Annotated in this window: 19 protein-coding genes; 12 read left to right on the forward strand and 7 right to left on the reverse strand. The window is 71.6% G+C overall.

What is annotated here, in order from left to right:
- The 5 genes from AB0I03_RS02785 to hemE are packed head-to-tail and all read right to left on the reverse strand — an operon-like array spanning nt 1 to nt 3,902.
- The gene (locus AB0I03_RS02785) at nt 1-426 is read right to left on the reverse strand and encodes a S24/S26 family peptidase (RefSeq protein WP_360405314.1); all 426 of its coding nucleotides are present in this window, start codon (nt 424-426) and stop codon (nt 1-3) included.
- Complete coding sequence (locus tag AB0I03_RS02790) at nt 413-625, reverse strand: hypothetical protein (protein ID WP_360405317.1); 213 nt, start codon at nt 623-625, stop codon at nt 413-415. Before AB0I03_RS02790 ends, AB0I03_RS02785 begins: the two co-directional genes overlap by 14 nt.
- A gap of 9 nt (nt 626-634) precedes the next feature.
- A complete protein-coding gene (gene hemQ, locus AB0I03_RS02795; RefSeq protein ID WP_360405319.1) occupies nt 635-1,348 on the reverse strand; it encodes a hydrogen peroxide-dependent heme synthase in 714 nt (237 codons plus the stop codon).
- 35 nt (nt 1,349-1,383) lie between these two features.
- The gene (hemG, locus tag AB0I03_RS02800; RefSeq protein ID WP_360405322.1) at nt 1,384-2,865 is read right to left on the reverse strand and encodes a protoporphyrinogen oxidase; all 1,482 of its coding nucleotides are present in this window, start codon (nt 2,863-2,865) and stop codon (nt 1,384-1,386) included.
- The gene (gene hemE, locus AB0I03_RS02805) at nt 2,862-3,902 is read right to left on the reverse strand and encodes a uroporphyrinogen decarboxylase (RefSeq protein WP_360405325.1); all 1,041 of its coding nucleotides are present in this window, start codon (nt 3,900-3,902) and stop codon (nt 2,862-2,864) included. Before hemE ends, hemG begins: the two co-directional genes overlap by 4 nt.
- 313 nt (nt 3,903-4,215) lie before the next feature.
- Between hemE and AB0I03_RS02810 the strand changes: the two genes are divergently transcribed.
- The 6 genes from AB0I03_RS02810 to AB0I03_RS02835 all read left to right on the forward strand — a co-directional run bounded on the left by AB0I03_RS02810 (nt 4,216) and on the right by AB0I03_RS02835 (nt 15,551).
- Entirely contained in the window at nt 4,216-5,373 is a 1,158-nt protein-coding gene (locus tag AB0I03_RS02810) for a ribonuclease D (protein WP_360405927.1), read from the forward strand.
- 182 nt (nt 5,374-5,555) lie between these two features.
- On the forward strand, nt 5,556-6,746 hold the full coding sequence (locus tag AB0I03_RS02815) for a thiolase family protein (protein ID WP_360405328.1): 1,191 nt from the start codon (nt 5,556-5,558) through the stop codon (nt 6,744-6,746).
- Nucleotides 6,746-8,830, forward strand: coding sequence for a 3-hydroxyacyl-CoA dehydrogenase NAD-binding domain-containing protein (locus AB0I03_RS02820; RefSeq protein WP_360405331.1), 2,085 nt, complete (start codon nt 6,746-6,748; stop codon nt 8,828-8,830). The genes AB0I03_RS02815 and AB0I03_RS02820 overlap by 1 nt, the downstream gene beginning before the upstream one ends.
- Before the next feature lie 243 nt (nt 8,831-9,073).
- Nucleotides 9,074-9,892: a hypothetical protein gene (locus tag AB0I03_RS02825; protein ID WP_360405334.1), complete on the forward strand. Its 819-nt coding sequence runs from the start codon at nt 9,074-9,076 to the stop codon at nt 9,890-9,892.
- Nucleotides 9,893-10,128: 236 nt separating this feature from the next.
- Nucleotides 10,129-12,414, forward strand: a complete 2,286-nt coding sequence (locus AB0I03_RS02830; protein ID WP_360405337.1) for a hypothetical protein — start codon at nt 10,129-10,131, stop codon at nt 12,412-12,414.
- A gap of 497 nt (nt 12,415-12,911) precedes the next feature.
- A complete protein-coding gene (locus tag AB0I03_RS02835; RefSeq protein ID WP_360405340.1) occupies nt 12,912-15,551 on the forward strand; it encodes a hypothetical protein in 2,640 nt (879 codons plus the stop codon).
- A 261-nt stretch (nt 15,552-15,812) separates the two neighbouring features.
- Here the strand turns inward: AB0I03_RS02835 and dxs are convergent, their stop codons facing one another.
- Nucleotides 15,813-17,714, reverse strand: a complete 1,902-nt coding sequence (dxs, locus tag AB0I03_RS02840) for a 1-deoxy-D-xylulose-5-phosphate synthase (protein WP_360405930.1) — start codon at nt 17,712-17,714, stop codon at nt 15,813-15,815.
- 353 nt (nt 17,715-18,067) lie between these two features.
- Here dxs and AB0I03_RS02845 point away from each other — a divergent pair, with 353 nt between their 5' ends.
- The 6 genes from AB0I03_RS02845 to AB0I03_RS02870 all read left to right on the forward strand — a co-directional run bounded on the left by AB0I03_RS02845 (nt 18,068) and on the right by AB0I03_RS02870 (nt 25,382).
- Entirely contained in the window at nt 18,068-18,967 is a 900-nt protein-coding gene (locus AB0I03_RS02845; protein ID WP_360405343.1) for a hypothetical protein, read from the forward strand.
- A 275-nt stretch (nt 18,968-19,242) separates the two neighbouring features.
- Nucleotides 19,243-20,301, forward strand: a complete 1,059-nt coding sequence (locus AB0I03_RS02850; protein WP_360405346.1) for a glycine betaine/L-proline ABC transporter ATP-binding protein — start codon at nt 19,243-19,245, stop codon at nt 20,299-20,301.
- Nucleotides 20,298-21,197, forward strand: coding sequence for an ABC transporter permease subunit (locus AB0I03_RS02855; protein ID WP_360405349.1), 900 nt, complete (start codon nt 20,298-20,300; stop codon nt 21,195-21,197). Before AB0I03_RS02850 ends, AB0I03_RS02855 begins: the two co-directional genes overlap by 4 nt.
- A gap of 50 nt (nt 21,198-21,247) precedes the next feature.
- Nucleotides 21,248-22,159 (forward strand): glycine betaine ABC transporter substrate-binding protein, encoded by a 912-nt coding sequence (locus AB0I03_RS02860; RefSeq protein WP_360405352.1) that lies wholly within the window; start codon nt 21,248-21,250, stop codon nt 22,157-22,159.
- A gap of 373 nt (nt 22,160-22,532) precedes the next feature.
- Nucleotides 22,533-23,819, forward strand: coding sequence for an alginate lyase family protein (locus AB0I03_RS02865; RefSeq protein WP_360405355.1), 1,287 nt, complete (start codon nt 22,533-22,535; stop codon nt 23,817-23,819).
- A 411-nt stretch (nt 23,820-24,230) separates the two neighbouring features.
- A complete protein-coding gene (locus AB0I03_RS02870; RefSeq protein WP_360405933.1) occupies nt 24,231-25,382 on the forward strand; it encodes a DUF5685 family protein in 1,152 nt (383 codons plus the stop codon).
- A 24-nt stretch (nt 25,383-25,406) separates the two neighbouring features.
- Here the strand turns inward: AB0I03_RS02870 and AB0I03_RS02875 are convergent, their stop codons facing one another.
- Entirely contained in the window at nt 25,407-26,255 is an 849-nt protein-coding gene (locus tag AB0I03_RS02875; RefSeq protein WP_360405358.1) for a hypothetical protein, read from the reverse strand.
- Nucleotides 26,256-26,278 lie beyond the last annotated feature (23 nt).

Genomic DNA, 26,278 nt, shown 5'->3' on the forward strand with positions numbered 1-26,278 from the left:
TCAGAAGGTGCGGATGACTGAACCGACGATCAGGTTCCCAGGGCACGGCCCGTGCCGGCGGGAGTCCTCCCCCGCCGGGTTGTCGCTGAGGAGGAAGTAGTGGCCCGGCGGCACGGGCTCGCCCGAGCCGGGCATGGGCTCGCCCGGCCCGGCCGTGATGCGCTTCACCCACCAGGGTGATTTGGCACGTTTCAGCTCCGCCCAGCCGAGCTGCGGGTCGGGTGCGGCCACCACCACGATGTCGCCGGTGCCGATCCGGCGCGTGCGCTTGGCGAGCACTTCGTCGCCGTCGTGCAGCGCCGGCTCCATCGACGCGCCCTCGATCTTGACCAGCACCCAGCGGCGGCGCAGCTGCCGCACCGACTCGGCCGTGAGCACGACCGAGGCGATGAGCGCCAGGACGAAGACCCAGTCAGAAGAGGTCATCGATCCCGCCGTCTTCGGCCTCCTCGGGCCGCTTCTTGCGGAAGCGCTCGAACACCGAGAACGAGGTCAGGCCCAGGGCGGCCATCACGACGAGCACGCCGTAGACCAGGCCGAGGACCACCGCGATGACGACGACGAGGTTGATCGTCACCCAGGCGGCCCCGATGCCGCCCACATTGTCCACATTGGTGGGATCCATCGCCGGCCCCTACGGGAGGTCGTTGATGATGTCGGTGATGGTGCGGCGCCTGCCCGTGAAGAACGGGGTCTCCTCGCGCACGTGGCGGCGGGCGCCGGAGGCGCGCAGCTCGCGCATGAGGTCGACGATCCGGTGCAGCTCGTCGGCCTCGAACGCCAGGATCCACTCGTAGTCGCCGAGCGAGAACGCCGGGACGGTGTTCGCCCGCACGTCCGGGTAGTCGCGGGCCATCTGGCCGTGCTCGCGCAGCAGGTCGCGGCGCTCCTCGTCCGGGAGGAGGTACCACTCGTAGGACCGCACGAACGGGTACACGGAGACGTAGCCCTTCGGGTCCTCGGTGAGAAACGCCGGCAGGTGGCTCCGGTTGAACTCGGCGGGGCGGTGCAGGGCCATGTTCGACCACACCGGCGCGAGGTGGCGGCCGAGGGCCGAGCGGCGGAAGTCCGCGTACGCCTTCTGGAGCTGATCGCTCGACTCGGCGTGCCACCACACCATGAGGTCGGCGTCGGCGCGCATCCCGGTGAGGTCGTAGGTCCCGCGCACCGTGACGCCGTGGTCCCCGCAGTGCTTCGCGAAGAACGACTCGGTGTCGCTGGCGAGGTCCTGCCGGATCGAGGGCATGGGCTCCTCGACGCGGAACACCGACCACAGCGTGTACCGGACGGTCTCGTTCAATTCCTTGATGCGCTGCGCGTTCGGGTTGTTCCCGTGGCGTTCGGTCACGTTGGGGCCCTTCTAGTTCGAGTCGAGCGGTGCACTCACGTACGGTTCGCGGGCGTCACCGAGGCTGCGATCGTATCGGCCGCGCGCTGCCCCGACGCGATGCACGCCGCGATGCCGACGCCGTCGACCGCGGCACCCGCGATCGCGATGTTCCGGTGCGCCCCGAGGGCTTCGCGCGCGGCGGCGACGCGGGCGACGTGGCCGGGCGCGTACTGCGGGAGCGCGCCGCCCCACCGGTCGACGCGCTGCTCGACCGGGTCGGGCAGGCGCATGCCGAGGTGCTCGCCGAGCTCGCGCAGGGCGGTCTTGGCGAGGGTGGCGTCGTCGTACTGGAGCAGGGCCTCCTCGCCGAGGCGGCCCATGGAGACCCGCACGATCTGGCGGCGGCGGCCCAGGTGCGGCCACTTCTTGCTGGCGAACGTGGCGGCCTTGACCGTCTTGCCCTCCGATGCGGGCGTGAGGAACCCGGAGCGCTCGGGCAGGTCCAACCGGTCGAACGCGAACGCCGCCAAGGCGACCGAGGCGTAGGCGACGCCCGAGAGGACGGCCGCCGCCTGCGGTTCGACGTCGCGCAGGAGCACGGCCGCAGGCGACGCTGGGACGGCGAGGATCACGGCGTCCGCCTTGATCTTGATCGGATCGGGCACCGGCCCGGCGATCACCTCCCAGCCGTACGGGGTCTGGCGCAGCTCGCGCACGGTCATGCCCAGGCGGATCTCGGCGCGGGCCGTCGCGGACGTGGCCGTGACGAGCCGCTCGAGGCCGCCGTCGATGGTGGCGAACACGGGCTTGCGGGGCCCCTCGCTCGTGTTCTGCAGGCGCGGCGAAGCCGCTCCGGTTCGGGGAGCGGCGTCGCCTGCGGCGCCGGCGGGCGTGGGTCGCTTGATCTCGTTCACCGCGTCCGTAAGGCGCGCATGGCGTTCGAGGGCGTCGGCGAGCTGCGGCATGACGGCGCGCACGGAGAGCCGGTCGACGTCGCCGGCGTAGACGCCGCCGAGCATCGGGGCCACGAGCCGGTCCAGGACCTCGTCGCCGAGGCGCGAGCGGACCAGTTCGCCCACGGACATGTCCGCGCCGGGCTCGAGGATCGGCAGCCCGTTGTCCGGGCGTTCCTTGGCGTTCGCGACGGCCGCGACGTCCGCAGGGTCGCCGGGGATGCCCATCATGTGCCCGGCCGGGAAGTCGAGCAGTTCGCCGCCGAGGCTCAACGCGGGCTTCGCGTCCGAGGGGTACACGATCGCGTCGCCCAGGCCCACGGCCTCGGCGAGCCCGATCGCCTCGGGCCGGGCGGCCAGCAGCGATTCGGCACCGGTCTCGACCGGGCGCCCGGCGAAGTCGACGGTGTGGATCTTGCCGCCCAGGCGCATCGCCTGCTCGGCCACGATGATCTCGGCGTCCGGGCCGAGACGCTCGCGCAGGCGGTGCGCGGCGGCCAGGCCGGTGATGCCGCCGCCGACGATGAGCACCCGGGTCCGACCGGGCGTGCCGGTGACGCGGGCGGGCGTCATCGGGCTCATCGGGCGGTGACCTCGTGCACCCGGTCCACCACGAGCTTCAGCTTCGCCGGATCGGAGTCGGGGAGGACCCCGTGGCCGAGGTTGAAGATGTGGCCCTTGGCGCCCTCGGCGGCCGCGAGCACGGCGTCGGTCTCGGCGAGGAGCGCGTCGTCATCGGCGAGGACCACCGCCGGGTCGAGGTTGCCCTGGAGGACCTTGTCCGGCAGGCGCTTCGCGGCCTGATCGAGCGGGATGCGGAAGTCGATGCCGCTGACCTCGGCCCCGGTCTCGGTCATGGCCTCGAGCAGGTGCCCGGTGCCGACCCCGAAGTGGATGCGCGGCACCGAGTCCGCGACGCCCGCCAGCGCGGCGGTGGAGTGCGGCAGCGCGAAGCGGCGGTAGTCGGCCTCCGAGAGCGCGCCGGCCCAGGAATCGAACAGCTGCACGGCCTGCGCGCCGGCCTCGACCTGGACGCGGAGGAACTCGCCGCAGATGGCGGCGAGGCGCGAGGCGATGCCGTGCCAGACCTCGGGGCGGGACTTCATGAGCGCCTTGGTCTTCGCGTGGTCGCGGCTGGGGCCGCCCTCGATGAGGTAGGACGCGAGGGTGAAGGGGGCTCCGGCGAAGCCGATGAGCGGGGTGTCGCCCAGTTCCTTGACGAGCAGTCCGATGGCCTCGGTGATGTAGGGGACGTCGCACGGGTCGAGGTTGCGCAGGCGCCTGACGTCGTCCTCGGTGCGGAAGGGTTCGGCGACGACGGGGCCGGTGCCGGGGACGATCTTCACGTCGACGCCGATGGCCGCGAGCGGCACGACGATGTCGGAGAAGAAGATCGCGGCGTCCACGCCGTAGCGGCGCACCGGCTGCACGGTGATCTCGGCGACGAGTTCGGGGGTGCTGCACGCTTCGAGCATCGTGGTGCCCGCGCGCGCCGCTTTGTACTCGGGCAGCGAGCGCCCGGCCTGGCGCATGAACCAGACGGGCGTGTGGCTCGGTGCTTCGCCGCGGCAGGCCGCGAGGAACGGGGACGCTGTGGGAACCGCTGCTGCGTTGGACACGATGCAATCCTTTCACGCCGATCGCACGCCCGCCCGCAGCGGCGAGTGCGATGTGGCCCGCATCGGCGCGGACGCGTCGGGTGCGGTGCCGCTGCGATGTGCCCCGCACCCGCGGTGGTGCTGTGGCGGGTGCCCCTGCACCTGGCCGTCCATCATGGAGGGCAAATAGGGTGATTGGGCCACTATCGGGTGGAAATCGGTCTCCAGTGCGGCGGGGCAGTAGCGGCCGCAGGTTACCTGGCCGTACGGTGAACGGGTGACCGATCCCCAGCCCGAGCCCGAAGCCGAACTCCTCACCGAGCCGCGAGAAGGCATGCCGCCGCTCATCCAGACCTCCGCCGAACTGGCCGAGGCCGCTGAGCGGCTCGAGGCCGGGTCCGGTCCCATCGCCATCGACACCGAGCGCGCCTCCGGCTTCCGCTACTCGGGTCGCGCCTACCTCATCCAGCTGCGCCGCGCCGGCGCCGGCTCGGTCCTGGTCGACCCCATCCCGATCGAGGACCTCGCGCCGCTGCGCCGCGCCCTGACCGGCCCCGAGTGGATCCTGCACGCCGCCAGCCAGGACCTGCCGTGCCTCGAGGAGCTCGAGCTGCGGCCCGCGAAGCTGTTCGACACCGAGCTGGCCGCGCGCCTGTGCAACTTCGAGAAGGTCGGGCTGGCCTCGATCACGGAGCAGCTGCTGGGTTACCGGTTGGAGAAGCAGCATTCGGCGGCCGACTGGTCCTCGCGCCCGCTCCCCCACGACTGGCTGGTCTACGCGGCCCTCGACGTGGAGCTGCTGACGGAGCTGCGCGGCAAGCTCGCGGCCGAGCTCGCCAGGCAGGGCAAGTCCGCGTGGGCCGAGGCGGAGTTCGAGCACGTGCGCCTCGCCGGCCCGCCGAAGCCCCGCAAGGAGCCGTGGCGGCGCACCAGCGGCATCCACAAGGTGCGCGGCGCCAAGGCCCTCGGCCGCGTGCGCGCGGTGTGGGAGGCCCGGGACAACCTGGCCCGCAAGCTCGACCGCGCGCCCGGGAAGGTCCTGCCGGACGCGGCGATCGTCGAGGCCGCGACCGCCGACCCGACCGACTTCGCCGAGCTGATGAGCCTGCCCGGGTTCCGGCGGCGCGGCGGGCGCACGAACGCGCGCCTGTGGCTCGCGGCCCTCGCCGACGCGCGCACCGTGCCGAACGACGAGCTGCCGTCCACGACCCCGCCGCAGGACGGCCCGCCCGCGACGCACCGCTGGGCCGACCGCGACCCGGTCGCGGCCGAACGCCTCGCCGCCGCCCGCGAGGTCGTCGCCGAAGTCGCCGAGAAGCACAACCTCCCGGCCGAGAACCTCATCGCGCCCGCGCTCGTGCGCGGCCTGGCCTGGGAGCCCCCGAAGCGGGTCACGGAGCAGCACATCCGCACCGTCCTCGCCGAGAGCGGCGCCCGCGAGTGGCAGATCGAGCTCCTCGCCGAGGGCCTCGCGAAGGCCCTCAACGCCTGACGGCCCGCTCCCGACCCGCTTCGCGCGGGCCGTTCGGGGTGCCCGCAGCCTGCGTTCATGCACTGTTCGCCCGCCTCTCGGCACTAGGCTGGGTGGGGCCGTGACACTGAACTTACTTGCGGGTAACATTCTCTGTGACGTTGCACTCTCAACGACGCTGCATACCCAAAGGAGGGGCTGGCGTGAACGACACCATCCGCGATGTCGTCTTCGTCGACGGGGTTCGCACCCCGTTCGGCAAGGCGGGCAAACTCTTCGAAGAGACCCGCGCTGACGACATGATCATCCGCTGCATCAGGTCGCTGCTGCGCCGCAATCCGGGGCTGCCGCCTGAGCGAGTAGACGAAGTGGCCCTCGCGGCCACCACGCAGATCGGCGACCAGGGCCTCACGCTCGGCCGCACCGCCGCACTCCTGGCCGGACTGCCGAAATCGGTGCCCGGCTACTCGATCGACCGCATGTGCGCGGGCGCGATGACGGCGGTGACCAGCGTGTCCTCCGCGATCGCGGCCCGCCAGTACGACATCGCCATCGCCGGCGGCGTCGAGTCGATGTCGAACCACCCCATGGGCGAAGGCGTGGACCCCAATCCGCGCATCATCGCCGAGAAGCTGGTCGACCCCGAGGCGCTCAACATGGGCAACACGGCCGAGAACCTGCACGACCTCTACCCGCACATCACCAAGGAGCGGGCCGACGCCTACGCCGTGGGCACCCAGCAGCGCTACGCCGCCGCCGTGGAGCGCCTGAGCGCGGACGTCACCACGATGGCCGCGCGCTCGGTCGACGAGGGCTGGACCGTCGCCACGGCCGACGAGCTGCCGCGCCCGGGCACCACGCTGGAAGGGCTCGCGTCCCTGCGGACGCCGTTCCGCCCGCACGGCCGCGTCACCGCCGGCACCTCCGCGCCGCTCACGGACGGCGCCACCGCGTGCCTCCTGGCCGACGCCGAGACCGCCGCCGAACTCGGGCTGCCCGTCGCCATGAAGATGGTCGGCTACGCCTTCGCCGGCGTCGACCCCGAGACCATGGGCTCGGGCCCGATCCCGGCCACCGAGAAGGCCCTCGCCCGCGCCGGACTGTCCATCGAGGACATCGGCCTGTTCGAGATCAACGAGGCCTTCGCCGTCCAGGTCCTCGCGTTCCTGGACCACTTCAAGATCGCCGACGACGACCCGCGCGTCAACCCGTGGGGCGGCGCCATCGCCATGGGCCACCCGCTGGCCTCCTCGGGCGTGCGCCTCATGACGCAGCTCGCCCGCGAGTTCGCCGTGCACCCCGAGGTGCGCTACGGCATCACCACCATGTGCGTCGGCCTCGGCCAGGGCGGCACGGTCATCTGGGAGAACCCGAACTTCAAGGGGGCCAAGTAATGTACGCGACACCGCTCGACCTTCCCGATTTCGCGGAAGAGGTCGTCACCGAGGCCCGCGTCCGGTACCTGGAACCGCGCGGGCTCGGCGGCAAGGCCGCGATCATCACGCTCGACAACGGCTACGACCACACCAAGCCCAGCTCCTTCGGGCCCGGCGGACTCAAGAACCTGTGGCACGCACTGGACGAGGTCGAAGCAGCCGAGGACGTCAAGCTCATCGCCGTCACCGGGAAGCCGTTCATCTTCCTGGCCGGGGCCGACATCAAGCTCATGCCGAGCCTGGAGTCCCGCGAGCAGGGGCTGATGCTGGCCCAGGCCGGGCACTCGCTGTACAAGCGGCTCAAGGACTCCGCGGTCCCCACGTTCGCGTTCATCAACGGCGTCGCCCTCGGCGGCGGCTTCGAGCTCGCGCTGCACTGCCACTACCGCACCGTGAGCACCACCGCGAACGGCCTCGGCCTGCCCGAGGTCTCGATCGGGCTCATCCCCGGCTGGGGCGGCTCGCAGATCCTGCCGAACCTCATCGGGATCGAGAAGGCCGCGCAGGTCATCGTCGGGAACCCGCTGAACCAGAACAAGATGCTGCGCGGCACGGACCTCGTGCCGCTGGGCATCGCGGACGCGCAGTTCGAAGGCGCGGACTTCCTGGAGGAGTCGCTCGAGTGGGCCGTCAAGGTGGTCTCCGGAGAGACCACTGTGGAGCGCCCCGAGGTCGACCGGTCCGTGTGGCCGGCGGTCATGGCCGGGGCTCGGCAGCTCGTGGACGAGAAGGTCCACAATGCCTCCGCCGCGGCCGTGCGCGCCCTGGACCTCCTGGAGCTGGCGCAGACCGCCACCTTCGAGGAGGGCTCGCTCGCCGAGGACGAGGCGCTGGCAGACCTGGAGGCCGCGCCGCAGTTCCAGTCGAGCATCTACGCGTTCAACCTGGTCCGGGCCCTGGGCAAGCGCCCCGAGGGCGCACCGAGCCCGGGCCTGGCGAAGGAGATCGGCAAGGTCGGCGTCGTCGGCGCCGGGCTCATGGCCGGCCAGATCGCGCTCATGTTCGCGCGGCGCCTCGAAGTGCCCGTCGTGATGACGGACCTCGACGAGGAGCGGGCCCAGAAGGGCCTGGCGTACGTGCGGTCCGAGATCGACAAGCTCGAGGCGAAGGGCCGCACGTCCAAGCTCAAGGCTGCGAAGCTCCGCTCGCTCGTGTCGGCCAGCGCGGACAAGTCCGTGTACGCCGACTGCGACCTGGTGATCGAGGCGGTCTTCGAGGAGCTGGGCGTCAAGCAGGCGGTGTTCGCGGAGATCGAGCCGATCATCGCGCCGGAATGCCTGCTGGTCACGAACACGTCGGGGCTGTCGGTCACGGCGATGGGCGCGAAGCTGGCCCGGCCCGAGCGCCTGGTGGGCATGCACTTCTTCAACCCGGTGGCGGTGATGCCGCTGGTGGAGGTCATCGCGACCGACAAGACCGACGACGAGACGCTGGCGACGGCGTACGCGGTGGCGAAGAAGTTGAAGAAGACCGCGGTGGGCTCGGCCGACCGGCCGGCGTTCATCGTGAACCGGCTGCTGGGCCGGATGCTCGCGGAGGTCACTGGCGCGGTCGACGCGGGGACGCCGATCGAGGTCGCGGACGTGGCGCTCGACGAGCTGGGCCTGCCGATGCGGCCGTTCGCGCTGCTGGAGCTCGTGGGCCTGCGGGTGGCGTGGCACCTGTGCCAGCACCTGAACGAGGACCTGGGGCCGCGGTTCCCGGCGTCGCAGAACCTGCGGCGCATGGCCGAGGCGGACTTCCCGGTGTTCGACGCTGCGGCGAAGGGCAAGGGGCGGCTCACCGATGCGGCGAAGGGCCTGATCGAGCTGGGCGGCGAGGCGTCTTCGGCCGAGGAGGTCAAGGAGCGGGTGCTCAAGGGCCTGGCCGAGGAGGTGCGGTTCATGCTCGACGAGGGCGTGGTGCCGTCGCCGAAGCAGGTGGACCTGGCCATGATCATGGGCGCGGGCTTCCCGTTCTGGCTGGGCGGGCTGACGCCGTACCTGGACCGCGAGGGGATTTCGACCGCCGTGTCCGGGTCTCCGTTCGCGGCAAACGCTTAGGTGGCCGCAGTCACGTTATCTTTGCGCCGAGCCCCGACTCATCCGTTCGGTTGAGTCGGGGCTCGTACCGTGTCCGGAGGGGGTGCATGGGCACCCCGGATGTGCTCGTACACATGTGGCGATAGGGTCGGTACCGGGCATTTGCCGTGACCGTAACTTACTCGCCAGTAAGCTCGCGGCTCCTTTGGAAAACGCTGAGCCAAGCGGTTTTGGCCTGGTTGTTATCGCTCCTACGGTTGCCCGGTGCATTTTGCCAAGATCATGGAAGGCGTGACCGGCACGGTCCGGAGCGCCGCAGCCGGGGTCTCCCACCGGTTCAGCAAATTCTTCACCAACAGCGAGGGCGAGCACCACAAGGTCCGCCGCCTCGCCGTCGTCGGCATCGCAGCCGCCGTCTTCACCGGCTCCGGCGCCACCGCCGCGTGGGCCATCAGCAACACCGAGGAGCCCGTCACCGAGACCGCCGTCGAGGCGCCCGCGGAGACCACCGAAGCCCCCGCCACCACTGAGGCTCCGGCCCCGGCGGCCACCGAGGCCCCCGCGCCCACCGAAGCGGCCACCACCGAGGAGCCCGCTCCGGCGCCGGTCCCCGAGAAGGAGCCCGCCGGCCCCGTCGACATCGACGTCAGCGACCTCGACGACGAGCAGGAGGCCAACGCGGTCACCATCATCGAGACCGGCAAGGAGCTCGGCTTCGACGAGCAGGGCTGGGCCGTCGCCCTCGCCACCGCGATGCAGGAGGCGAAGCTCTACAACGCCGCCTCCGAGGCCGTCCCGGAGAGCTTCGAGTACACCGACTCCGAGGTCACCTACTCCGACCACGACTCGGTCGGCCTGTTCCAGCAGCGCACCTCGATGGGCTGGGGCTCGATCGAAGAGCTGATGGACCCGGCGACCTCCGCGAGCAAGTTCTACAACACGCTCGCCGACGTGGACGGCTGGGAGAGCATGTCGATCGCCTCGGCCGCGCAGGCCGTTCAGGTCTCGGCCTTCCCGGACTACTACGCCCAGTGGGAGGGCCTCGCCCGGGACATCATCGACGCTTACCAGAGCGCCGCTTAAGACTTATCCCTCCTCCCGATGGAACGGGGCCCCGCTGCTGCGACCAGAGCCAATTTACGGCTCGCAAGCGTCGCCGAGGGGGTCCCGTTCCTCATTTTCGCCCCGGTGACCGTTTAGAGGAATCCACGAAATATCGGAGCCGTGACCGGAACGCGGATCCGCAGGGTTGTGCAGGCCCCACAAAATGTGTCCGTTTAGTCCGTTTCACGGTTTGACAGCGCTTCGACACTGAGCGTATGAACCGAACCGACACTCCTCGGCCCGGCGTCGAAGGCCCGCTGCCCCACCCCGGACCTCCCAGCGCCGACACCCCGCCCGCCGAGCGCGCCGAACGGCGCGCCGAGCTCACCACCAAATCCGTCCAGATCGTCCTGCTGTGCCTCGGCGGGCTGCTCCTGACCGCCGGCATCATCGTCTTCACCGCAGTGGCCTGGCGCCAGCTCGGCGACGGCGGCCGCCTCACCATCCTCGCCGGGGCCACCGGCCTGCTGCTCGCCGTGCCGCCGGCGCTCACGAGGTTCCGCCTCTGGGCCACCGCCGAGACCCTGGCCGCCACCGCGACCCTCGCACTGTGGTGCTCGGCCCTCGCCGGGTACTACCTGTACCTGCCCGGCGGCACCGGCCTCACCGCCGTCGCGGTCGCCCGCTGGACCGCGCTCGTGCTCGCCGCCGCGATCCTCTACCGCATCGCGACCCGCGTCAGCGCCCCCGCCTGGGCCCTGCTGCCGCCGGCCGCCACCGGCGCGGCCTTCGCCGCGTTCGGCGACGCCGTCGAAGCCGCACTGCACATGGGGCTCATCGGCGCGGTGCTCGCCGGCGCGGCCTGGACCGTGAAGGCCGCCCCGACCCGCCACACCGCCTCCGACCAGTGGTCGGCCCGCGTGCTCCTCGCCGCCGGGATCACCACCGTGTTCCTCGCGGGCCTCCGTACCGCCTTCGGCCTCGACACCGCGCTGCTGCCCGCCGTGGCCGCCGTCGCGAGCCTGCTCGCCGCCACCGCCCTGCTCGCCCACACGCACGCCCACGCCGCCGGAGCCTCCCGGCCGGCGGTCCTCGTCCTCGGCCTGACCGGCGCCGCGCTCGTCGTCACCGCCTGGATCCTCGCCTTCCGCGCGGAGGAGCCGCTGCTGGCCGTGCCCGCCTTCGCGCTCGCCATCACCGCGATCGTCGCGTTCGCATCCTGGAGCGACCAGTCCGAGGACGTCGCCTGGATCGCCCCCACGGCGGCGTCCGCCACCGTCATCACCGCCCTCGCCTCACTCGGCGCAGTCGTCACCGACGCCTACACGCTCACCGCCTACGCCGGGGCGACCGCGCTCGCCCTCGCGGTCGCACTGTGCTTCCCGGCCCCGCTGGCGCAGGCCATGCGCAACTCGGCCGCCGCAGTCGGCGCCGGTGTCCTCACCTGGTGCGCGGCCCTGAGCCTCACGGCCTTCCCGGTCGCGTTCGGCGCCGAGCCGATCGACGCCCTGCGCTGGGAGATCCCAGCGATCGCCGCCGCCTGCGCCCTCGGCGCCACCGTCGTCCGTACGGGCTGGAAACGCGACTTCCTCGCCGTCGTCGCCGCCATTGCCGCGCTCGGCGCGGGCGGACTCCTGGACCGCCCGTGGGCGCCCACTGCGTCCTTCGCGGTCGCCACGATCGCGACGCTCCTCGTCGCCTTCACCTCGCCGGGACCGCGCCGCCGCATCACCGCATGGATCATGGCGCACCTGTGGATCGCCGCGACCGCCTTCGCCGCCACCTACGACCGGGCGCTCAACGATGTCGACGCCCAGCCCGCGTTCATGGCCGCCGCGATCTGCGCCTCGGCGCTGCTCGCCGCACTCCACGCCAAGCCCCCGGCCGCGGTCCTCGTGCGCACCACCGCCCGCATCAGCGCGCACGCCGTCACGATCGTGTACCTGGTCTGGCTCACCGCCGGCGCCGTCGCCAACGGCGTCCAGCTCTACGCGCCCTTGGCATTCCTCGCCTACGCGGTCGCGCTCGCCGTCGCCGCACTCGCCGACCGGCCCAACCGCTTGGGCCACGTCCTCGGCTCCTGCACGGCCGCCACCGGCGCGCAGCTCCTGCTCACCGCCTACAGCGGCGCCGCCACACTCGAGTACTACACGGCCCCGCCCGCCGCGCTGCTGCTCGGCGTCGGCCTCTGGCTCCTGCGTCGCGACCCCGCCAACGGCTCATGGGCCGCGCTCGCACCCGCGCTCGTGCTCGGCTTCGGACCCTCGCTGGTCCTCGCCCTCGGCCCGGACGGCGAACCCTGGCGGCGCATCGCCGTCGGCACGGCAGCCCTCGCGGTGCTGCTGCTCGCGGCCAACCGGCGCTGGCAGGCCCCGCTCGTCATCGCCTCGGTAGTGCTCACCGCGCTGGCGGTCAACGAGATCGTCCTCGTGTGGAGCCTGGTACCGAAGTGGGCGCCGCTGTCAGTAGGCGGCGCGATCCTCATCGCCGCCGGAGCGACCCTCGAGCAGCGCCGCCGCGACCTGGCGCGCCTCAGCCGCTCCCTCAAAGCGATGCGCTGAACCAGCGCGATGCGATCGCGGGCCCGGCCGCTGCAGAGCGGCCGGGCCCGCGGTGCATCGGGATTCGAGCCCGGGCGGCTTCGCTCACCGCAGCGCATGCGAGCCCGAGGTCGCGTTCACCACCGGTTCCGGGGCCTTTGCCCGCGCCGCGCCGCACCTTCGGCGCACGGCCGCCCGCGCGGCGGCATCACCGCGTTCCAGAGCGACCGCCGAGACGCGCATGCCGAGCGCCACCGCAAGCGAGCTCGACGAGTCGCCCGTTCGGTCGCGCGGTCGACCGAATCGCCTCCTGCGCGGTTCACGTTGCCGCGCTTCGGGGTCGAGGAACGGAAGGCAGGGAGCCGAGACGACCGGACCGCCGGGAGCGATCCGTTTAGAGGAATCCTGACAGAATGCACACGGAAGCGGGGCCCGCACGCAGTGCCCGTTGTGGCAGGTCTACAAACCGCGTCCGTTTTGCCCGAATCCGTAGTTGACAGGACCAGCACACTGTGCACATGAACACGTACAACTGCCCACGATGCGGCGGCGCCTCCACGGTCGAGCGGTGCCCGACGTGCGGGCGCGGACCCGAACCGCTGCTCGCGCGGCTCGGCGAACTCGACGCCGTACTCGCCGCGATGCCCGCCACCCTCCAGAGCCGCGCGGCCGTCGAGGCCGAGCGCGTCAGTGTGCTCAACGGTCTCACCGAGGTCGCCGCCCGCTACCTCGCCGAGGCCGAGAGCCGGACCCGCACCGCCCCGACACCGCAGGCTCCGGTCGCCCCGACCCCGCAAGCACCGGTCACCTCGGCACCGCCGACCCCGGCCGGCGCGGCCGCCCCCCAAGCGCCCGCCACCCCGCCCGCAGGCGCACCGCAGGTCCCGCCCGCGCCGCTCCCGCGGTACCCGCAGCCGCACACCCCGCCCGGCGGCGCGCTCCGGCCGCCGCGCGAACGCGGCGAGGTCGGCTCCAAGACCGTCCAGACCGTGCTCCTGAGCCTCGGCGGGCTCCTCGTCGCCGCCGCGCTCATCATCTTCACCGCCGTCGCCTGGCGCAACATGGGCAACAGCGGCCGGGCCGGGGTCCTCGGCGGCGTCACGCTCCTGCTCCTCGCGGTCCCCTTCGCGTTCAAGCGCTTCCGCCTGTGGGCCACCGCCGAGACCTTCGGGGCCCTCGCCGCGCTCGCCCTCTGGTGCACCACGCTCGCCGGGTACTACCTGTACCGGCCGCCGGGCGCCGACTTCGGCCCCGAGACCGTCGGCGCCTGGACCGCCGGCGTGCTCGTCGTGCTCGCCGCCTACCGGGCGTTCGCCTGCCTCACCGCGACGAGCTGGGCCATGCTGCCCCTCGCCGCGATCGGCCTGGCGTACGCCGCCGCGAGCGACCTCGCCCTCGCCGTGACCCTCATGCTCGCCCTCGCCCTCGCCCTCGGCGCCACCGCCTGGATCACCGCGAAGCGCCCGAGCCACTACGAACGCTCGGACGTGTGGGCCTCCCGGTTCCTCACCTGCGCCGCCGTCATCGCCGCCTGCTCGGCGGGCCTGCGCGCGGCCTTCGGCCTCGCCGACCCCGTCGTGCCGCCCGTCGCCGCCGCCGTCGCACTGCTGGCCGCCGCCAACCTCATCGGCGTCCACCTCGCGCGGCGCCTCGGCGTCTCGCTCACCACCATGCTGGTCGCCGCCTCCGCGAGCGGCTCGCTCGTGCTGTGCGCGTGGGTGCTCTCGGTCCGGGCCGGCACGCCCGAACTCGTGATCCCCTCGCTCACGCTGGCCGCCGCCGCGTTCATCCCCTTCGCCGACCTCCGCAAACGCAGGAGCGTCTGGCCGCTGGCCTCGGCCGCGACGGCCGGGCTCGCCTCCCTCGCCGCGTTCGCCATCGTCGCCTTCGGCGCGCCCGACCTGAGCGCGTACTTCGTCGCGTTCCTCGCCGCCCGCCTCGCCGCGCCGGTGGTCGCGGCGCCGCTCGGCAAGGCTCTGCGCACCGCGTCCTATCTGATCGGCGCGGGCACCGCCGTCGTCGCCGGATTCTCGGCGCTCGCCGGGGTGTACCTCCTGGTCACCTACGCCCCCAGCACCGACATGCACCTCGAAGTGCCGATCGTGCTGGTGGCCCTGGCCGCCGCGGCGGTCCTGCTGCCCGCACGGTTCCGCGTCAACGCCGCCGCGCTCGCCCTCAGCCTCGCGATCCAATCGACCGCGGTCCTGGTGTGGACGGAGGACACGACGCGGTTCGACGCGCTGCCCACGCTCAGCCTCATGCTGTGCAGCCTGATCGCGCTGACGTCGGCGCTGGCGTCGGGCACGGTCGCCGGCCGGTGCACCGGCTGGTCCTCGCTGGCGCTGTGGGTCCTGCTCGCCTCGATCGCGGCGGGCAGCAGCGAGACGATGTCGCCCGCCGAGGACAGCTGGATTCCGTTCTGGCTCACCGTCGCGGCCGCCGTGATGCTCGTCGTCGCAGCGGGCGCGCCGCGCCGCACCCGGCCCGACCGGGTGCTCGCGGCGGTCCTCGCCCACGTCCTGGCCGGGATCTCCGTGTTCTTCGGCCTGCTCACGAGCATCTCGTTCGGCTCCGACGGCCTCGAGGGGTTCCCGGCAGCCCAGTTCGGGGTGTACACGCTGGCGCTCATCGGGGTGGCGATCATGGCGCCGGTCCGCACGTGGGGCTACGCGATCGCGGCCCTGTGCACCGGCACCGTGGGATGGTGGCTGATGCTGGCCGCGGTGGAGGTCGACATCCTGGAGTGCTTCACCGCGCCGCCCGCCGCCGTCGTGTTCCTCATCGGACTGTGGCGGCTCGAGAAACGGCCTGAAGCCGGGTCGTGGTCGACGCTGGCGCTGCCGATCCTCGTCGGTATCGGCCCGAGCCTGCTCCTGGCCCTGGACGACGGCGACGAGCTGCGGCGCGTCGGCGTCGGCGCCGCCGCGATCGCGGTGATCATCGCCGGGCTCGTGCGCCGCTGGCAGGCACCGCTCGTGCTCGGCTCGATCGTGGTGGCGGTCATGGTCGTCAACGAGCTGCTGCTCCTGCGCGGCAGCATCCCGGTGTGGATCCCGCCCGCGATCGGCGGCGCGATCCTCATCACCGTCGGCGCGACGTTCGAGCGCCGCCGCCGCGACCTGCGCCGCCTCAGGGACGGTCTGAAGTCGATGCGCTGAGCGAACCGCGAGCGGCCGGTCCTGCGGGGCCGGCCGTTCCGCGCGTTGCCATCCCAAACCCCCACCCACCCCGGGGAACATAGCGCCATCCTCCCGCCCGGGTCCGACAAGAACCGGGCCCGGCCGCCGCGCTGTCGCCCGAACGAGTGAAGCGGGGCGCGATCGGCTTCAGCACGAATCGACGCGACGCGGCGGGATCGGCTTCGGCGGAACCTCAACGGCGCGGCGGGTCCGTTCGGCCCCGCCGCGGCGCTGGTCGCTTTAGTGGTGGTGCCCTTCGGCTTCGCCGCGGCGGTGGACTTCGGCGGCGAGGCGCTCACTGATCAGTGCCGGGGTCAGACCGAGGTCGGCGAGGAGCTGCGCGCGGGTGCCGTGCGGGTGCCAGCCGCGCTCGACCGCGAAGTCCACGAGCGGCGTCTCGTCGCCCGAGTCGCGCAGCGACTGCGCGAGCGCGTCGCCGAAACCGCCGGTGCGGATGCCGTCCTCCAGCGTCGCCACCAGCGGGTACTGGCCCGCGAGCTTCACGAGCGCGTCCGGCACCGGCGAGATCCAGCGCGGGTCGACCACGGTGGCGCGGATCCCCTGCGCCGCAAGGAGTTCGGCGACCTCGAGCGCGATGGCGGCGAACGAGCCGCAGGCGACGATGAGCAGTTCGTCGTCCTCGTGCTTGACGAGCAGGTCGAGTCCTTCATGGACTTCGACCGCCTCGATGTCGTCCTCGGGGATGGCCCCGGTGGGGAAGCGCAGCATCGTCGGGCCGTCGTCGACCGACAGCGCCTCGGCGAGCTCTTCGCGCAGCGACGCGGCGTCGCGCGGCGCGGCGATGCGCAGGCCCGGCACCACGCGGAAGATCGAGGTGTCCCAGATGCCGTAGTGGCTCGGCCCGTCCGGGCCGGTGATGCCGGCGCGGTCGAGCACGAACGTCACCGGCAGCTTGTGCATGGCGACGTCGAGCACGGTCTGGTCGAACGCGCGGTTCATGAACGTGGAGTACACCGCCACGACCGGGTGCATGCCGTTCATCGCCAGGCCCGCGGCCGAGGTGACCGCGTGCTGCTCGGCGATGCCGACGTCGAAGACCCGCTCAGGGTGGCGCTTCATGAGCTTGTCGACCCCGGTGGGGCCGGGCATCGCGGCGGTGATCGCCACGACCTCGGGGCGCAGGTTCGCCTGCGCCACAAGCTCATCGGCGAACACGCCGGTCCACCGGCGCTTGGAGGCGTTGAGCGGTTCGCCGGTGATCGGGTCGAACGCGGCGGAGGGCGCGTGCATCTGCTCGGCCTCGTCGGCGCGGGCGGGGGCCCAGCCGTGGCCCTTCTGGGTGAGGGCGTGGACGATCACGGGCCCGCCGAAGCGCTTGGCGCGGTCGAGGGCCTCGGTGAGCTCGGCGATGTCGTGGCCGTCGACGGGGCCGACGTACTTGATGCCGAGGTCGGAGAACATCCCCTGCGGCGCAAGGGCGTCCTTGAGGCCGGTCTTGGCGGCGTGGAGGCCCTGGAAGGCGGCGCGGCCGAACACGGGGATGCGTTCGACGAGCTCCTGGATCTTCTTGAGCGTCGGCTCGTAGCCGGGGTTGAGCCGCAGGCCGGCGAGGCGCTTGGCGAGGCCTCCGACCGTGGGGGCGTAGGAGCGGCCGTTGTCGTTGACGACGATCACGAGCTTGAGGTCGTCGCGGGCGGCGATGTTGTTGAGCGCCTCCCAGCACATGCCTCCGGTGAGCGCGCCGTCGCCGACCAGGGCCACCACGTGGCGGTCGGAGCCGGTGAGCGCGTGGGCCTTCGCGAGGCCGTCGGCGTACGACAGGGAGGTCGAGGCGTGGGAGTTCTCGACGAGGTCGTGCGGGGACTCGGCCTGGCTGGGGTAGCCGGTGAGGCCGCCGCGCCCGCGCAGGCCGCCGAACTGGCCGGCCCGGCCCGTGAGCGCCTTGTGGACGTACGACTGGTGGCCGGTGTCGAAGACGATCTGGTCGTGCGGGGAGTCGAAGACCCGGTGGATCGCCATGGTCAGCTCGACGACGCCGAGGTTGGGGCCGATGTGACCGCCCGTGCGGGCGACCGCGTCGATGAGGAAGGCGCGGAGCTCCTCGGCGAGCTGCGGCAGCTCGTCCTCGTCCAGCGACTTGAAATCGGCCAGCCTGCCGATGCCGGACAGCAGCGGGCCCATCTCGCCCTCGAGGTGCGTACTCATAAGGGGGAAGTCTATCGGTGGCGCGGTGCGGGCGGTAGCTGCGCGACTGCGGCTGGGACGAGTCTCATGGGCCTGCGCCGGACGTGATCCAGGCGGCAGCGAGGGGGAAGCGGCATCACGGTTCGCGCGATCGGCGGTGACGGGGAGGGCCCGCGTTCGATCCCGATCGGGTGCACGGGAGATTCATCCGTACGAGGGACAGCTGCGCACACTCATGGCTCGCAGGCTTCGCCAAGAGAGGCCCTACTGTCGGAAAGCAGTCACTCCCCGAAAGGGACACGCCGGGGTAAAACCGGGCCGGTCCGTGATCTAAATGTGATCATCCCAACATGGACCTCATCGACCTGCACCAGAACACGGAATGGCCCGCGCGCCTCGACCAGGTGTTGAGCTCCTCCCCGGTGGACTGGGCCGACCGGCGCGAGAGCGTCCAGGCCGCGGCCCCGCCCGGGCTGGCGCGACTCCAGCGCATGTCGGCCGTGCCGCGGTTCGACCTCGACGCGGTGGACCCGGAGGTCTACGAGGGCATCCTGGAGGACGCGCTCGTCGCCGCCGCGCGCGGCGGCGCGGTCTACACCGAGCTGCGGCTGCCGCAGGAGTCGGTGGTGTATCCGCAGTTCATGGAGCGGTTCTCGGCCGCGTGCGAGCGCGTGTCCGCGTCGTTCCCGGGCTTCAGCGCGGGCGCGGTGCTGAGCATGAACCTGTGGGACCCGATGCTGCGGGAGCTGTGCGACGCGTTCGGGGACGCGGCGGCGGCGGGCCTGGCGGGCATCGAGATCATCTACGTTCCGTATGCGGCCGAAGCGGACTGGACGCGCGGGCGGATCGTGGCCGAGGCGGCGGGCGCGGCCGGCCTGGGAGTGACGGTGCCGGCGGGGGCATTCAACGCCTCGAACCTGGCGTCGCTGGCGGAGATCGAGCAGGTCGGGCGGATCGGCCACGCGGTGGGCGCGGCGAGCGACCCGGGGATCATGCGGCTGCTGGCCGAGCGCGGCGTGACCGTGGAGGTGTGCCTGACCTCGGCGGTCGTCCTCGGCATGGTGGCGAAGCTCGAGGACCACCCGCTGCCGCGGTTCCTGGAGGCGGGCATGGCGGTCGTGCTGGGCACGGATTCGCCGATGCGGATGGGCACGAGCATCGCGGGCGAGTACGAGAAGGCGCGGGCGCTGGGGCTGAGCGAGACGGACCTGGCGGTCATGACGGCTCGGGCGAAGGCGGCCCGGCTCTGAGGTCCCCGACGACGGCCGCCACTTCGTCGAACGGTCACGAATAGGCCTCAGCTTGGTCTCCCGCAGGCGTCAATTCTTCAGAACATCAGATTGTAGACAATCGAACCAGCCTTCTTTAGACATCCAGCATCGAGGCGTTGAGCTGCGGAAACGCAGCGACCCAACGTCCCGTGTCGGCCTTCTCACGCAGTGCTCGGGTTGAAAAAACACAGGCGTTGACTAGTGTTTCACCGGTTCCCGCCCCCAACCGGAACCCCCTGCTGCGAAAGGACGAGATGTCAGCGATAGCAGTTGATTCCCTGTACAAGGTCTTCGGCAAAGGCGCCCGAAGCGCCGTCGCCCAGCTGAAGAGCGGCACCCCGCGCGACCAGTTGACGGCCAAGCACTGGACCGCCGCGGTGATCGACCACAACTGGTCGATCGAGCCCGGCGAGATCTTCGTCGTCATGGGCCTCTCCGGCTCCGGCAAGTCGACGCTCATCCGGATGCTCAACGGGCTCATCAAGCCCACGTCCGGCACGATCCGCATCGGCGGCGTCGAGCTCGGCTCGCTCTCCAAGCGGGAGCTGCGGCGCCTGCGCAGCGAGAAGATCAGCATGGTCTTCCAGCACTTCGCGCTGCTGCCCCACCGCACGGTCGTCGAGAACGTCGCGTTCGGCCTGGAGATCAAGGGCCTCGGCAAGCCCGAGCGACTGGAGCGCGCCAGGGAGGCCGTCGAGCTCGTCGGCCTCGCCGGCCACGAGGACAAGCTCCCCGCCCAGCTCTCCGGCGGCATGAAGCAGCGCGTCGGCCTCGCCCGCGCGCTCGCCGCCGACACCGAGATCCTGCTCATGGACGAGGCCTTCAGCGCCCTGGACCCGCTCATCCGCCAGGAGATGCAGGACCAGCTCCTCGACCTGCAGTCGAAGCTCGGCAAGACCATCGTGTTCATCACCCACGACCTCAACGAGGCCATGCGGATCGGCGACCGGATCGCCATCTGCGACGGCGAGGTCAAGCAGCTGGGCACCGCCGAGGACATCCTCATGCACCCGGCCGACGAGTACGTCGCCGAGTTCACCGCCGACGTGGACCGCACCCGCGTGCTCACCGCCGAGGCCGTCATGGAGCCGTGCGGGACCCGGGACACCAGCGCGTTCCCGAAGGTGGAGTCGGACGTGCCCGTGAACGAGCTGTACGCGCCGGTCCTGAACTCCAAGGCCCCCTTGCTGGTCGTGGACGACAACGCCGATCCGCTCGGGGTGGTCACGCCCCGGTCCATCATCAAGTCGCTGTCCTACGACCCCGCCGCCGACCACGGCACCGCGATCGAAGAGGAGCGCCAGCCCGCATGATCGAGTACCTCCGCAACTGGCTCTGGACGTACATCTGGAAGCCCCTGCCCGACATGCCGTTCGGCGACTGGATGGAGTCGTTCATCCGCTGGGCGAGGGACGCGTGGGCCGCCGGGTTCGACGCCGTCGACACCGGGCTCGAGTTCCTGTACCTGCACCTCGCGGACGGTTTGCTATGGCTCCCTTCGGGAGTGATGGTGCTGCTGTTCGCCGCCCTGGCGTGGGCCGCGAAGGGCTGGAAGCTCGGCGTGGGCATCGGCCTGGGCATGTTCGTCGTCGCGTGGACCCCGTACTGGGAGGAGACGATGCAGACGCTGTCGATGGTCCTCGTCTCGGCCGCGATCGCGATCCTGCTGGCGATCCCGCTGGGCATCGCCGCCGCCGAGAGCAAGGCGGTCTCGGCGATCGCGCGGCCGGTGCTCGACTTCATGCAGACGCTGCCGGCGTTCGTGTACCTCATCCCGGTCGTGATGCTGTTCAGCGTCGGCGTGGTGCCCGGGATCATCGCGACGATCATCTTCGCGATGCCGCCGGGCGTGCGCCTCACCGAACTCGGTCTGCGCCAGGTGGACGGCGAGGTCGTGGAGGCCGGGCAGGCCTTCGGGGCCTCCCCCGCGCGCATCCTCGCGCGCATCAAGCTGCCGCTGGCGCTGCCGACGATCATGGCCGGGCTCAACCAGGTCATCATGCTCGCACTGTCCATGGTGGTCATCGCGGGCCTGGTGGGCGGCGGCGGCCTCGGCTCGGTCATCTCCGGGTCCTTGGGCCGCTTGGACATCGCCGCGGGCTTCAACGCCGGCCTGGCCGTGGTGCTCCTGGCGATCCTGCTCGACCGCGTGACGCAGGGCCTGTCCGACCGCACCCCGGTCGCGCGGGCCGCGAAGCTCGCCCACTGACCCAGAACGCACACCCATGGCGCGCGCCCCCGCGCCGGAGAGAAGGAACCATGCAACGACGTTCGATCATGAAGGGCGCCATCGCCACCGGCGCCATCGTCCCGCTGACGCTCGCAGGCTGCTCCGTCGAGGAGGAGCCCGGCGACGCCTCAGGCGAGGGCGTCGACTTCGGCCTGCCCAAGGGCGAAGGCGAGATCACTATCGGCTACATCAACTGGGACGAGGCGGTCGTCGCCACCGAGCTGTGGCGCCAGGCGCTCACGGCCTCGGGCTACACCGTGACGACCCAGGAGTTCACCGAGGTCGGTCCGTTGTTCGAGGGCCTGTCCTCGGGCGACCTCGACGTGTTCCTCGACGGCTGGCTGCCGATCACGCACCAGACGTACATGGAGACCTACGGCTCCCAGCTCGAGCAGCTGGGCACTTGGAACGAGAACGCGGCGCTCACCGTCGCCGTCCCGGCCTATGTGGACGTCGAGTCGCTGGCCGACCTCAACGCGAACGCGGACCTCTTCGGCGGCAGGATCGTCGGCATCGAGGCCAGCGCGGGGCTGACCGAGGCGGTGCAGAACAGCGCGATCCCCACGTACGGGATCACCGACCTGACGTTGGAGACCTCGTCGACGACGGCGATGCTGACCGAGCTCGACAGCGCGATCGCGGCCGAGGAGCCGATCGTGGTGACGCTGTGGCAGCCGCACTGGGCGTATGCGAAGTACGACCTGAAGAACCTGGCGGACCCCGAGTTGACCCTGGGTGAGGCCGAGACGATCAACACGTTGGCGCGCTTGGGCTTCAGCGAGGAGTTCGCCGATGTGGCGGAGGCCCTGGGCACGTTCGCGATGAGCGACGAGCAGCTGGCGGGCCTGGAGAACACGGTGTTCTCGGAGCACGAGGGCGATGTGCAGGCGGGCGTGACGGCTTGGCTGAAGGACAACGCGTTCTCGGATCTCGTCGCTTAGCGCGACGCGAGCCACCCCTTGCGGACCGCGCCGGGCGCGGGTCGGTGCCGGGGCTCGTCGCCCCGCGGCAGGAACGAGGACTCAGCCGACCTCCAGCGCCGTCCCCGCCCGTGTGCGTCGGCCGCCGCCCCCACAGGCGGCGGTCTCGGTGCGGGACCGGAGTCCCCGGTCCCGCACCGTTCAGTATGCAAGTGCGCGTAGCGCTTTGCGATTGTCCGATTACGTAGGAAAATCTGGAAATATGCGTTTTGGCATTGAAGTTTGTTTATGCCGCGTTTAGACTGGCCAGCGGCGGGAGTGCCCCGGCACCGCCCGCCGATCACCCGCGGTGGCATTCCCCGGCATCGCACACCGCATGGCGCATCGGAGCACCATGTACACAGAGGACGCGAATCAGGCAGGGCGCCCGACGCTCGAGCGGCGGCGGCTCATCAAGGGCGCGATCGCGGCGGGCGGCCTCGCCGCCGCCGGAGCCGGCGGGCTCGGCATCGCCGCGGCACAGGAGGACGAGGCCGCCGTGCAGGCCACCCACCCCGGCCTGCTCCACACCCAGGCCGACTTCGACCGCATGAAGGCCAAGGTCGACGCCGGGCTGGAGCCCTGGGTCTCGGGCTGGAACCGGCTCACCGCGAACAGCCACTCCCAGTCCACTTGGGCCGCAAGGCCCACGACCGTGATCATCCGCGGCGGCGACGGGCAGAACTACCCGCAGCTCTACAACGACATCCACGCGGCCTACCAGAACGCGCTGCGCTGGAAGGTCTCCGGCGTCACCGCGCACCGCGACAAGGCCGTCCAGATCCTCAACGCCTGGTCGGGCACCCTGCAGGAGGTGACCGGCAACGCCGACCGCTTCCTGGCGGCCGGGATCTACGGCTACCAGTTCTGCGCGGCGGCCGACATCGTGCGCGGTGCCGCGGGCTTCGACCTCGGTAGGTTCCAGGACATGATGACGGCGGTCTTCCTGCCGTTGAACGAATCGTTCCTCACCAACCACAACGACGCGTGCATCACCAACTACTGGGCCAACTGGGACCTCTGCAACATCGCGAGCAAGCTCGCCATCGGCCTCATCTGCGACGACACCGCCCTCACCGACGAGGCGATCGACTACTTCTGGAACGGCGAGGGCAACGGCTCCATCGGGAACGCGATCCCGTTCGTCCACGGCGGCGGGCTCGCGCAGTGGCAGGAGTCCGGGCGCGACCAGGGGCACTCGATCATGGGCATCGGCCTCATGGCGACGATCATGGAGATGGCCTGGAACCAGGGCGTCGACCTGTACGGGGCCAACGGCAACGCCTTCGCGAAGGCCGCCGAGTACGTGGCGCGGTACAACTCCGGGCACGACGACCTGCCGTTCACCAAGTACTCGTGGGGCACCGGCCAGAACTGCGCGTACCGGGAGCACACGGTGATGGGCGCGGGCGGGCGCGGGCAGGCACGGCCGGTGTGGGAGATGGTGTTCCACCACTACACCTCGCGCCGGGGGTTCGCGCTGCCGAACGTCAGCGCCCTCGCGGGGGCCAACAGCCCCGAGGGCGGCGGCGGTGACTACGGCCCCAACTCCGGCGGGTTCGACACGCTCGGCTTCGGCACCCTCGCCCACGTGCGCCTCACGTGGGACGAGATCCCGGATGACCTGAAGCCGCTCGGCTGAGCCAGGCCAAGACCTGCCGGGAAGCGCCCGGCGGGACCGCGATGCGGTCGCTGGGCGCTTCCGGCCGACAGCGAGGGGGCTGGCCGCCCGCTTCGACAGAATCCTATAGGATATATCCTATGTGATGACCGGAGTCGGGCGAAAACGCGTGCGCGACTCATGCGCAAGTGCTAATATGTCAGTGCGCTTTGCGGGCCGCCCCCCTCGCCGAGCGCCCGACGACCCTGCACGCCTCCCACGCGCGACCGCCGAACCCGCGCTCGGCGGTCGCGTCGCGTCCTCCACTCGAGCCCGCCGTACCCCACCGCGTTGCGCCCCACCGCTACCATCTGCGGAGACCCGCCCCCAACGGCAGGCCGCAACGCGCCATCCCCGGCCCGCCGTCGAGCGCTAGGAGACCACTTGTTCGGCATGCTCGCGCCCTGCCCCTCCCGCACCCCCGACGACCTCAAACCCCGCTGGATGGGGCATTTCTGCGGCCTGTGCCTCGAACTGCGCGACGACGCGGGCCAGTTCGCGCGCCTCACCACCAACTACGACGCCCTGGCCCTCTCCGTGCTCGTCGAAGCCCAGCAGGGCGACGACGCCGACAGCCGCAACGCCGGCCCCTGCGCCCTGCGCGGCATGCGGCGCCAGCGCATCGCCACGGGCGGCGGCCCCCGCCTCGCCGCGACCGCCTCGCTGCTCCTCGCCTCGGCCAAGATCCGCGACCACGTGGAGGACGGCGACGGCCTCGCCGCGAAGCCGGGCGCGCGCGGCATCGCCGGCCTGACCGCCGACCGCTTGCGCGCCAAGGCCGCCGCCATCGGCGAGTCGATCGAGCTCGACACCGCGCCGCTGTTCGCCATGATCGAGGGACAGCGCGCGGTCGAGGCCGGCTCCGGGCCGGGCACGCCGCTCACTGCCGTCACCGCGCCGACCGAGGCGGCCACCGCCGAGCTGTTCGCGCACGCGGCGTTCATCGGCGGGCGGCCGGAGAACGCCGCGGCGTTCCGCACCGCGGGGGCGGCGTTCGGCCGACTCGCGCACCTGCTCGACGCCGCGGACGACTTCGAGGAGGACGCCGAGCGCGGCGCGTGGAACCCGCTGGCCGCCACCGGTTCAAGGATCGAGGACGCGCGTTCGCTCGCGAAGGGCGCGCTGTCCGACATGAAGCGCGCCTTGGACTCGGCCGTGATCATCGACGCGACGCTGACCGAGCTGCTGCTGGACCGCTATGCGCGCCATGCGTTCACGAAGACGTTCGGCGCGACCTGCTCGACGCATCAGGCCTCGCATGAGACCGCGGAACGGCGCGGGTACCGGGAGCGGCGCGACTACCGCCGCGACCGCCGCTATGAGCGCCGGAGCCGCTACGACCACGGCCACTACCGCCCCGAGCCGCGGAACTTCTTCGCGGGCCTGTGCGCGTTCACGGTGCTGTGCTGCACCTGCCAGATGTGCTGCCGCGAGGAGTACGAGGGGCCCTGGTCGCGGCTGCGCCGCGAGGGCTGCTGCCACAAGTGCGAATGCTGCGACTGCTGCCCTTGCGACGGCGACTGCTGCGGGTGCGGTTGCGACTGACCCCTTCGTTCTTGCGGCGCGGTGCTACTGCGGGGGCTGGGGCCAGCCTCGGGGTGCGGTCGGGCCCTGCGAGGCCGGCGGCGGTTGGAGCGGCGGGCGGTACGCGCCCGGTCTCGGCGCAGCCTGCGAGCCGCCGACCGGCGGAGCGGGCGGGGGCGACACGGGCGGGCCGAGGGGCGGCTGCGGCGCGGCGTCCCTCCACTGCGGAGGCGGCGGCTGGTAGCCGGGGAACACCTGGTCGTCGGCGGCGGGGCGCTCCTCGGCCGCCTTGGCGGACCGGTTGCCGGGGGTCTCGCGGAGCCACACGCCCACCGGCTTGGTGAAGACCAGGACGAGTACGCCGAGCACCGCGATGACCTGCACGATCGCGAACGGCACTTTGAACGCGCCGATGAAGCCGAACAGGGCGACGAAGCCGAGGCATCCGAGTCCGATGTAGAAGAGTTTGCGGGGGTTGTCGAAGCCGAAGCGGCCCACGCGCTCTCGCGCGATCGCCCAGACGAGGACGAGGGTCGCCACGACGACGAGTACGCCGAACACGAGGGTGAGCACGAGTCCCGCGCCCGTGCCGAAGAACCCGGCGATCGCGGCCGAGAAGCCGAGCGAGATCAGCATGAGCAGCACGGCGGCGGCCAGGTAGATCCACAGCAGCTGCAGCATCCACGTGACCTGCTTGGGGCGGCCTTCCATCGGCAGGATGCCCCAGCGCTGCCAGAACGTGGGCGCGGGCGGCAGCACCGGGCCGGTCGGCTGCCCGGGCGTGAAGGTCCCGTAAGGGTCGTGGGGTCGGTACTGGAAGGACGGCGATCCGGGTCCGCTCTGCTGTGGATTCGGCTCGCTGGCGGGCCCGGTTGCGTAGGGAGGGTTGGTCATCGATCGGCTCCGAGGACTGGGGT

Origin of the sequence: Glycomyces sp. NPDC021274 (genome assembly GCF_040641195.1) — a bacterium.
Taxonomy (GTDB): domain Bacteria; phylum Actinomycetota; class Actinomycetes; order Mycobacteriales; family Micromonosporaceae; genus Glycomyces.

Coding starts and splice junctions, on each gene's coding strand:
- AB0I03_RS02785 (WP_360405314.1), bottom strand. CDS start 426: ATGACCTCTTCTGACTGGGTCTTCGTCCTGGCGCTCATCGCCTCGGTC.
- AB0I03_RS02790 (WP_360405317.1), bottom strand. CDS start 625: ATGGATCCCACCAATGTGGACAATGTGGGCGGCATCGGGGCCGCCTGG.
- hemG (WP_360405322.1), bottom strand. CDS start 2,865: ATGAGCCCGATGACGCCCGCCCGCGTCACCGGCACGCCCGGTCGGACC.
- AB0I03_RS02810 (WP_360405927.1), top strand. CDS start 4,216: ATGCCGCCGCTCATCCAGACCTCCGCCGAACTGGCCGAGGCCGCTGAG.
- AB0I03_RS02820 (WP_360405331.1), top strand. CDS start 6,746: ATGTACGCGACACCGCTCGACCTTCCCGATTTCGCGGAAGAGGTCGTC.
- AB0I03_RS02830 (WP_360405337.1), top strand. CDS start 10,129: ATGAACCGAACCGACACTCCTCGGCCCGGCGTCGAAGGCCCGCTGCCC.
- AB0I03_RS02835 (WP_360405340.1), top strand. CDS start 12,912: ATGAACACGTACAACTGCCCACGATGCGGCGGCGCCTCCACGGTCGAG.
- dxs (WP_360405930.1), bottom strand. CDS start 17,714: ATGGGCCCGCTGCTGTCCGGCATCGGCAGGCTGGCCGATTTCAAGTCG.
- AB0I03_RS02845 (WP_360405343.1), top strand. CDS start 18,068: ATGGACCTCATCGACCTGCACCAGAACACGGAATGGCCCGCGCGCCTC.
- AB0I03_RS02850 (WP_360405346.1), top strand. CDS start 19,243: ATGTCAGCGATAGCAGTTGATTCCCTGTACAAGGTCTTCGGCAAAGGC.
- AB0I03_RS02855 (WP_360405349.1), top strand. CDS start 20,298: ATGATCGAGTACCTCCGCAACTGGCTCTGGACGTACATCTGGAAGCCC.
- AB0I03_RS02860 (WP_360405352.1), top strand. CDS start 21,248: ATGCAACGACGTTCGATCATGAAGGGCGCCATCGCCACCGGCGCCATC.
- AB0I03_RS02865 (WP_360405355.1), top strand. CDS start 22,533: ATGTACACAGAGGACGCGAATCAGGCAGGGCGCCCGACGCTCGAGCGG.
- AB0I03_RS02870 (WP_360405933.1), top strand. CDS start 24,231: ATGCTCGCGCCCTGCCCCTCCCGCACCCCCGACGACCTCAAACCCCGC.
- AB0I03_RS02875 (WP_360405358.1), bottom strand. CDS start 26,255: ATGACCAACCCTCCCTACGCAACCGGGCCCGCCAGCGAGCCGAATCCA.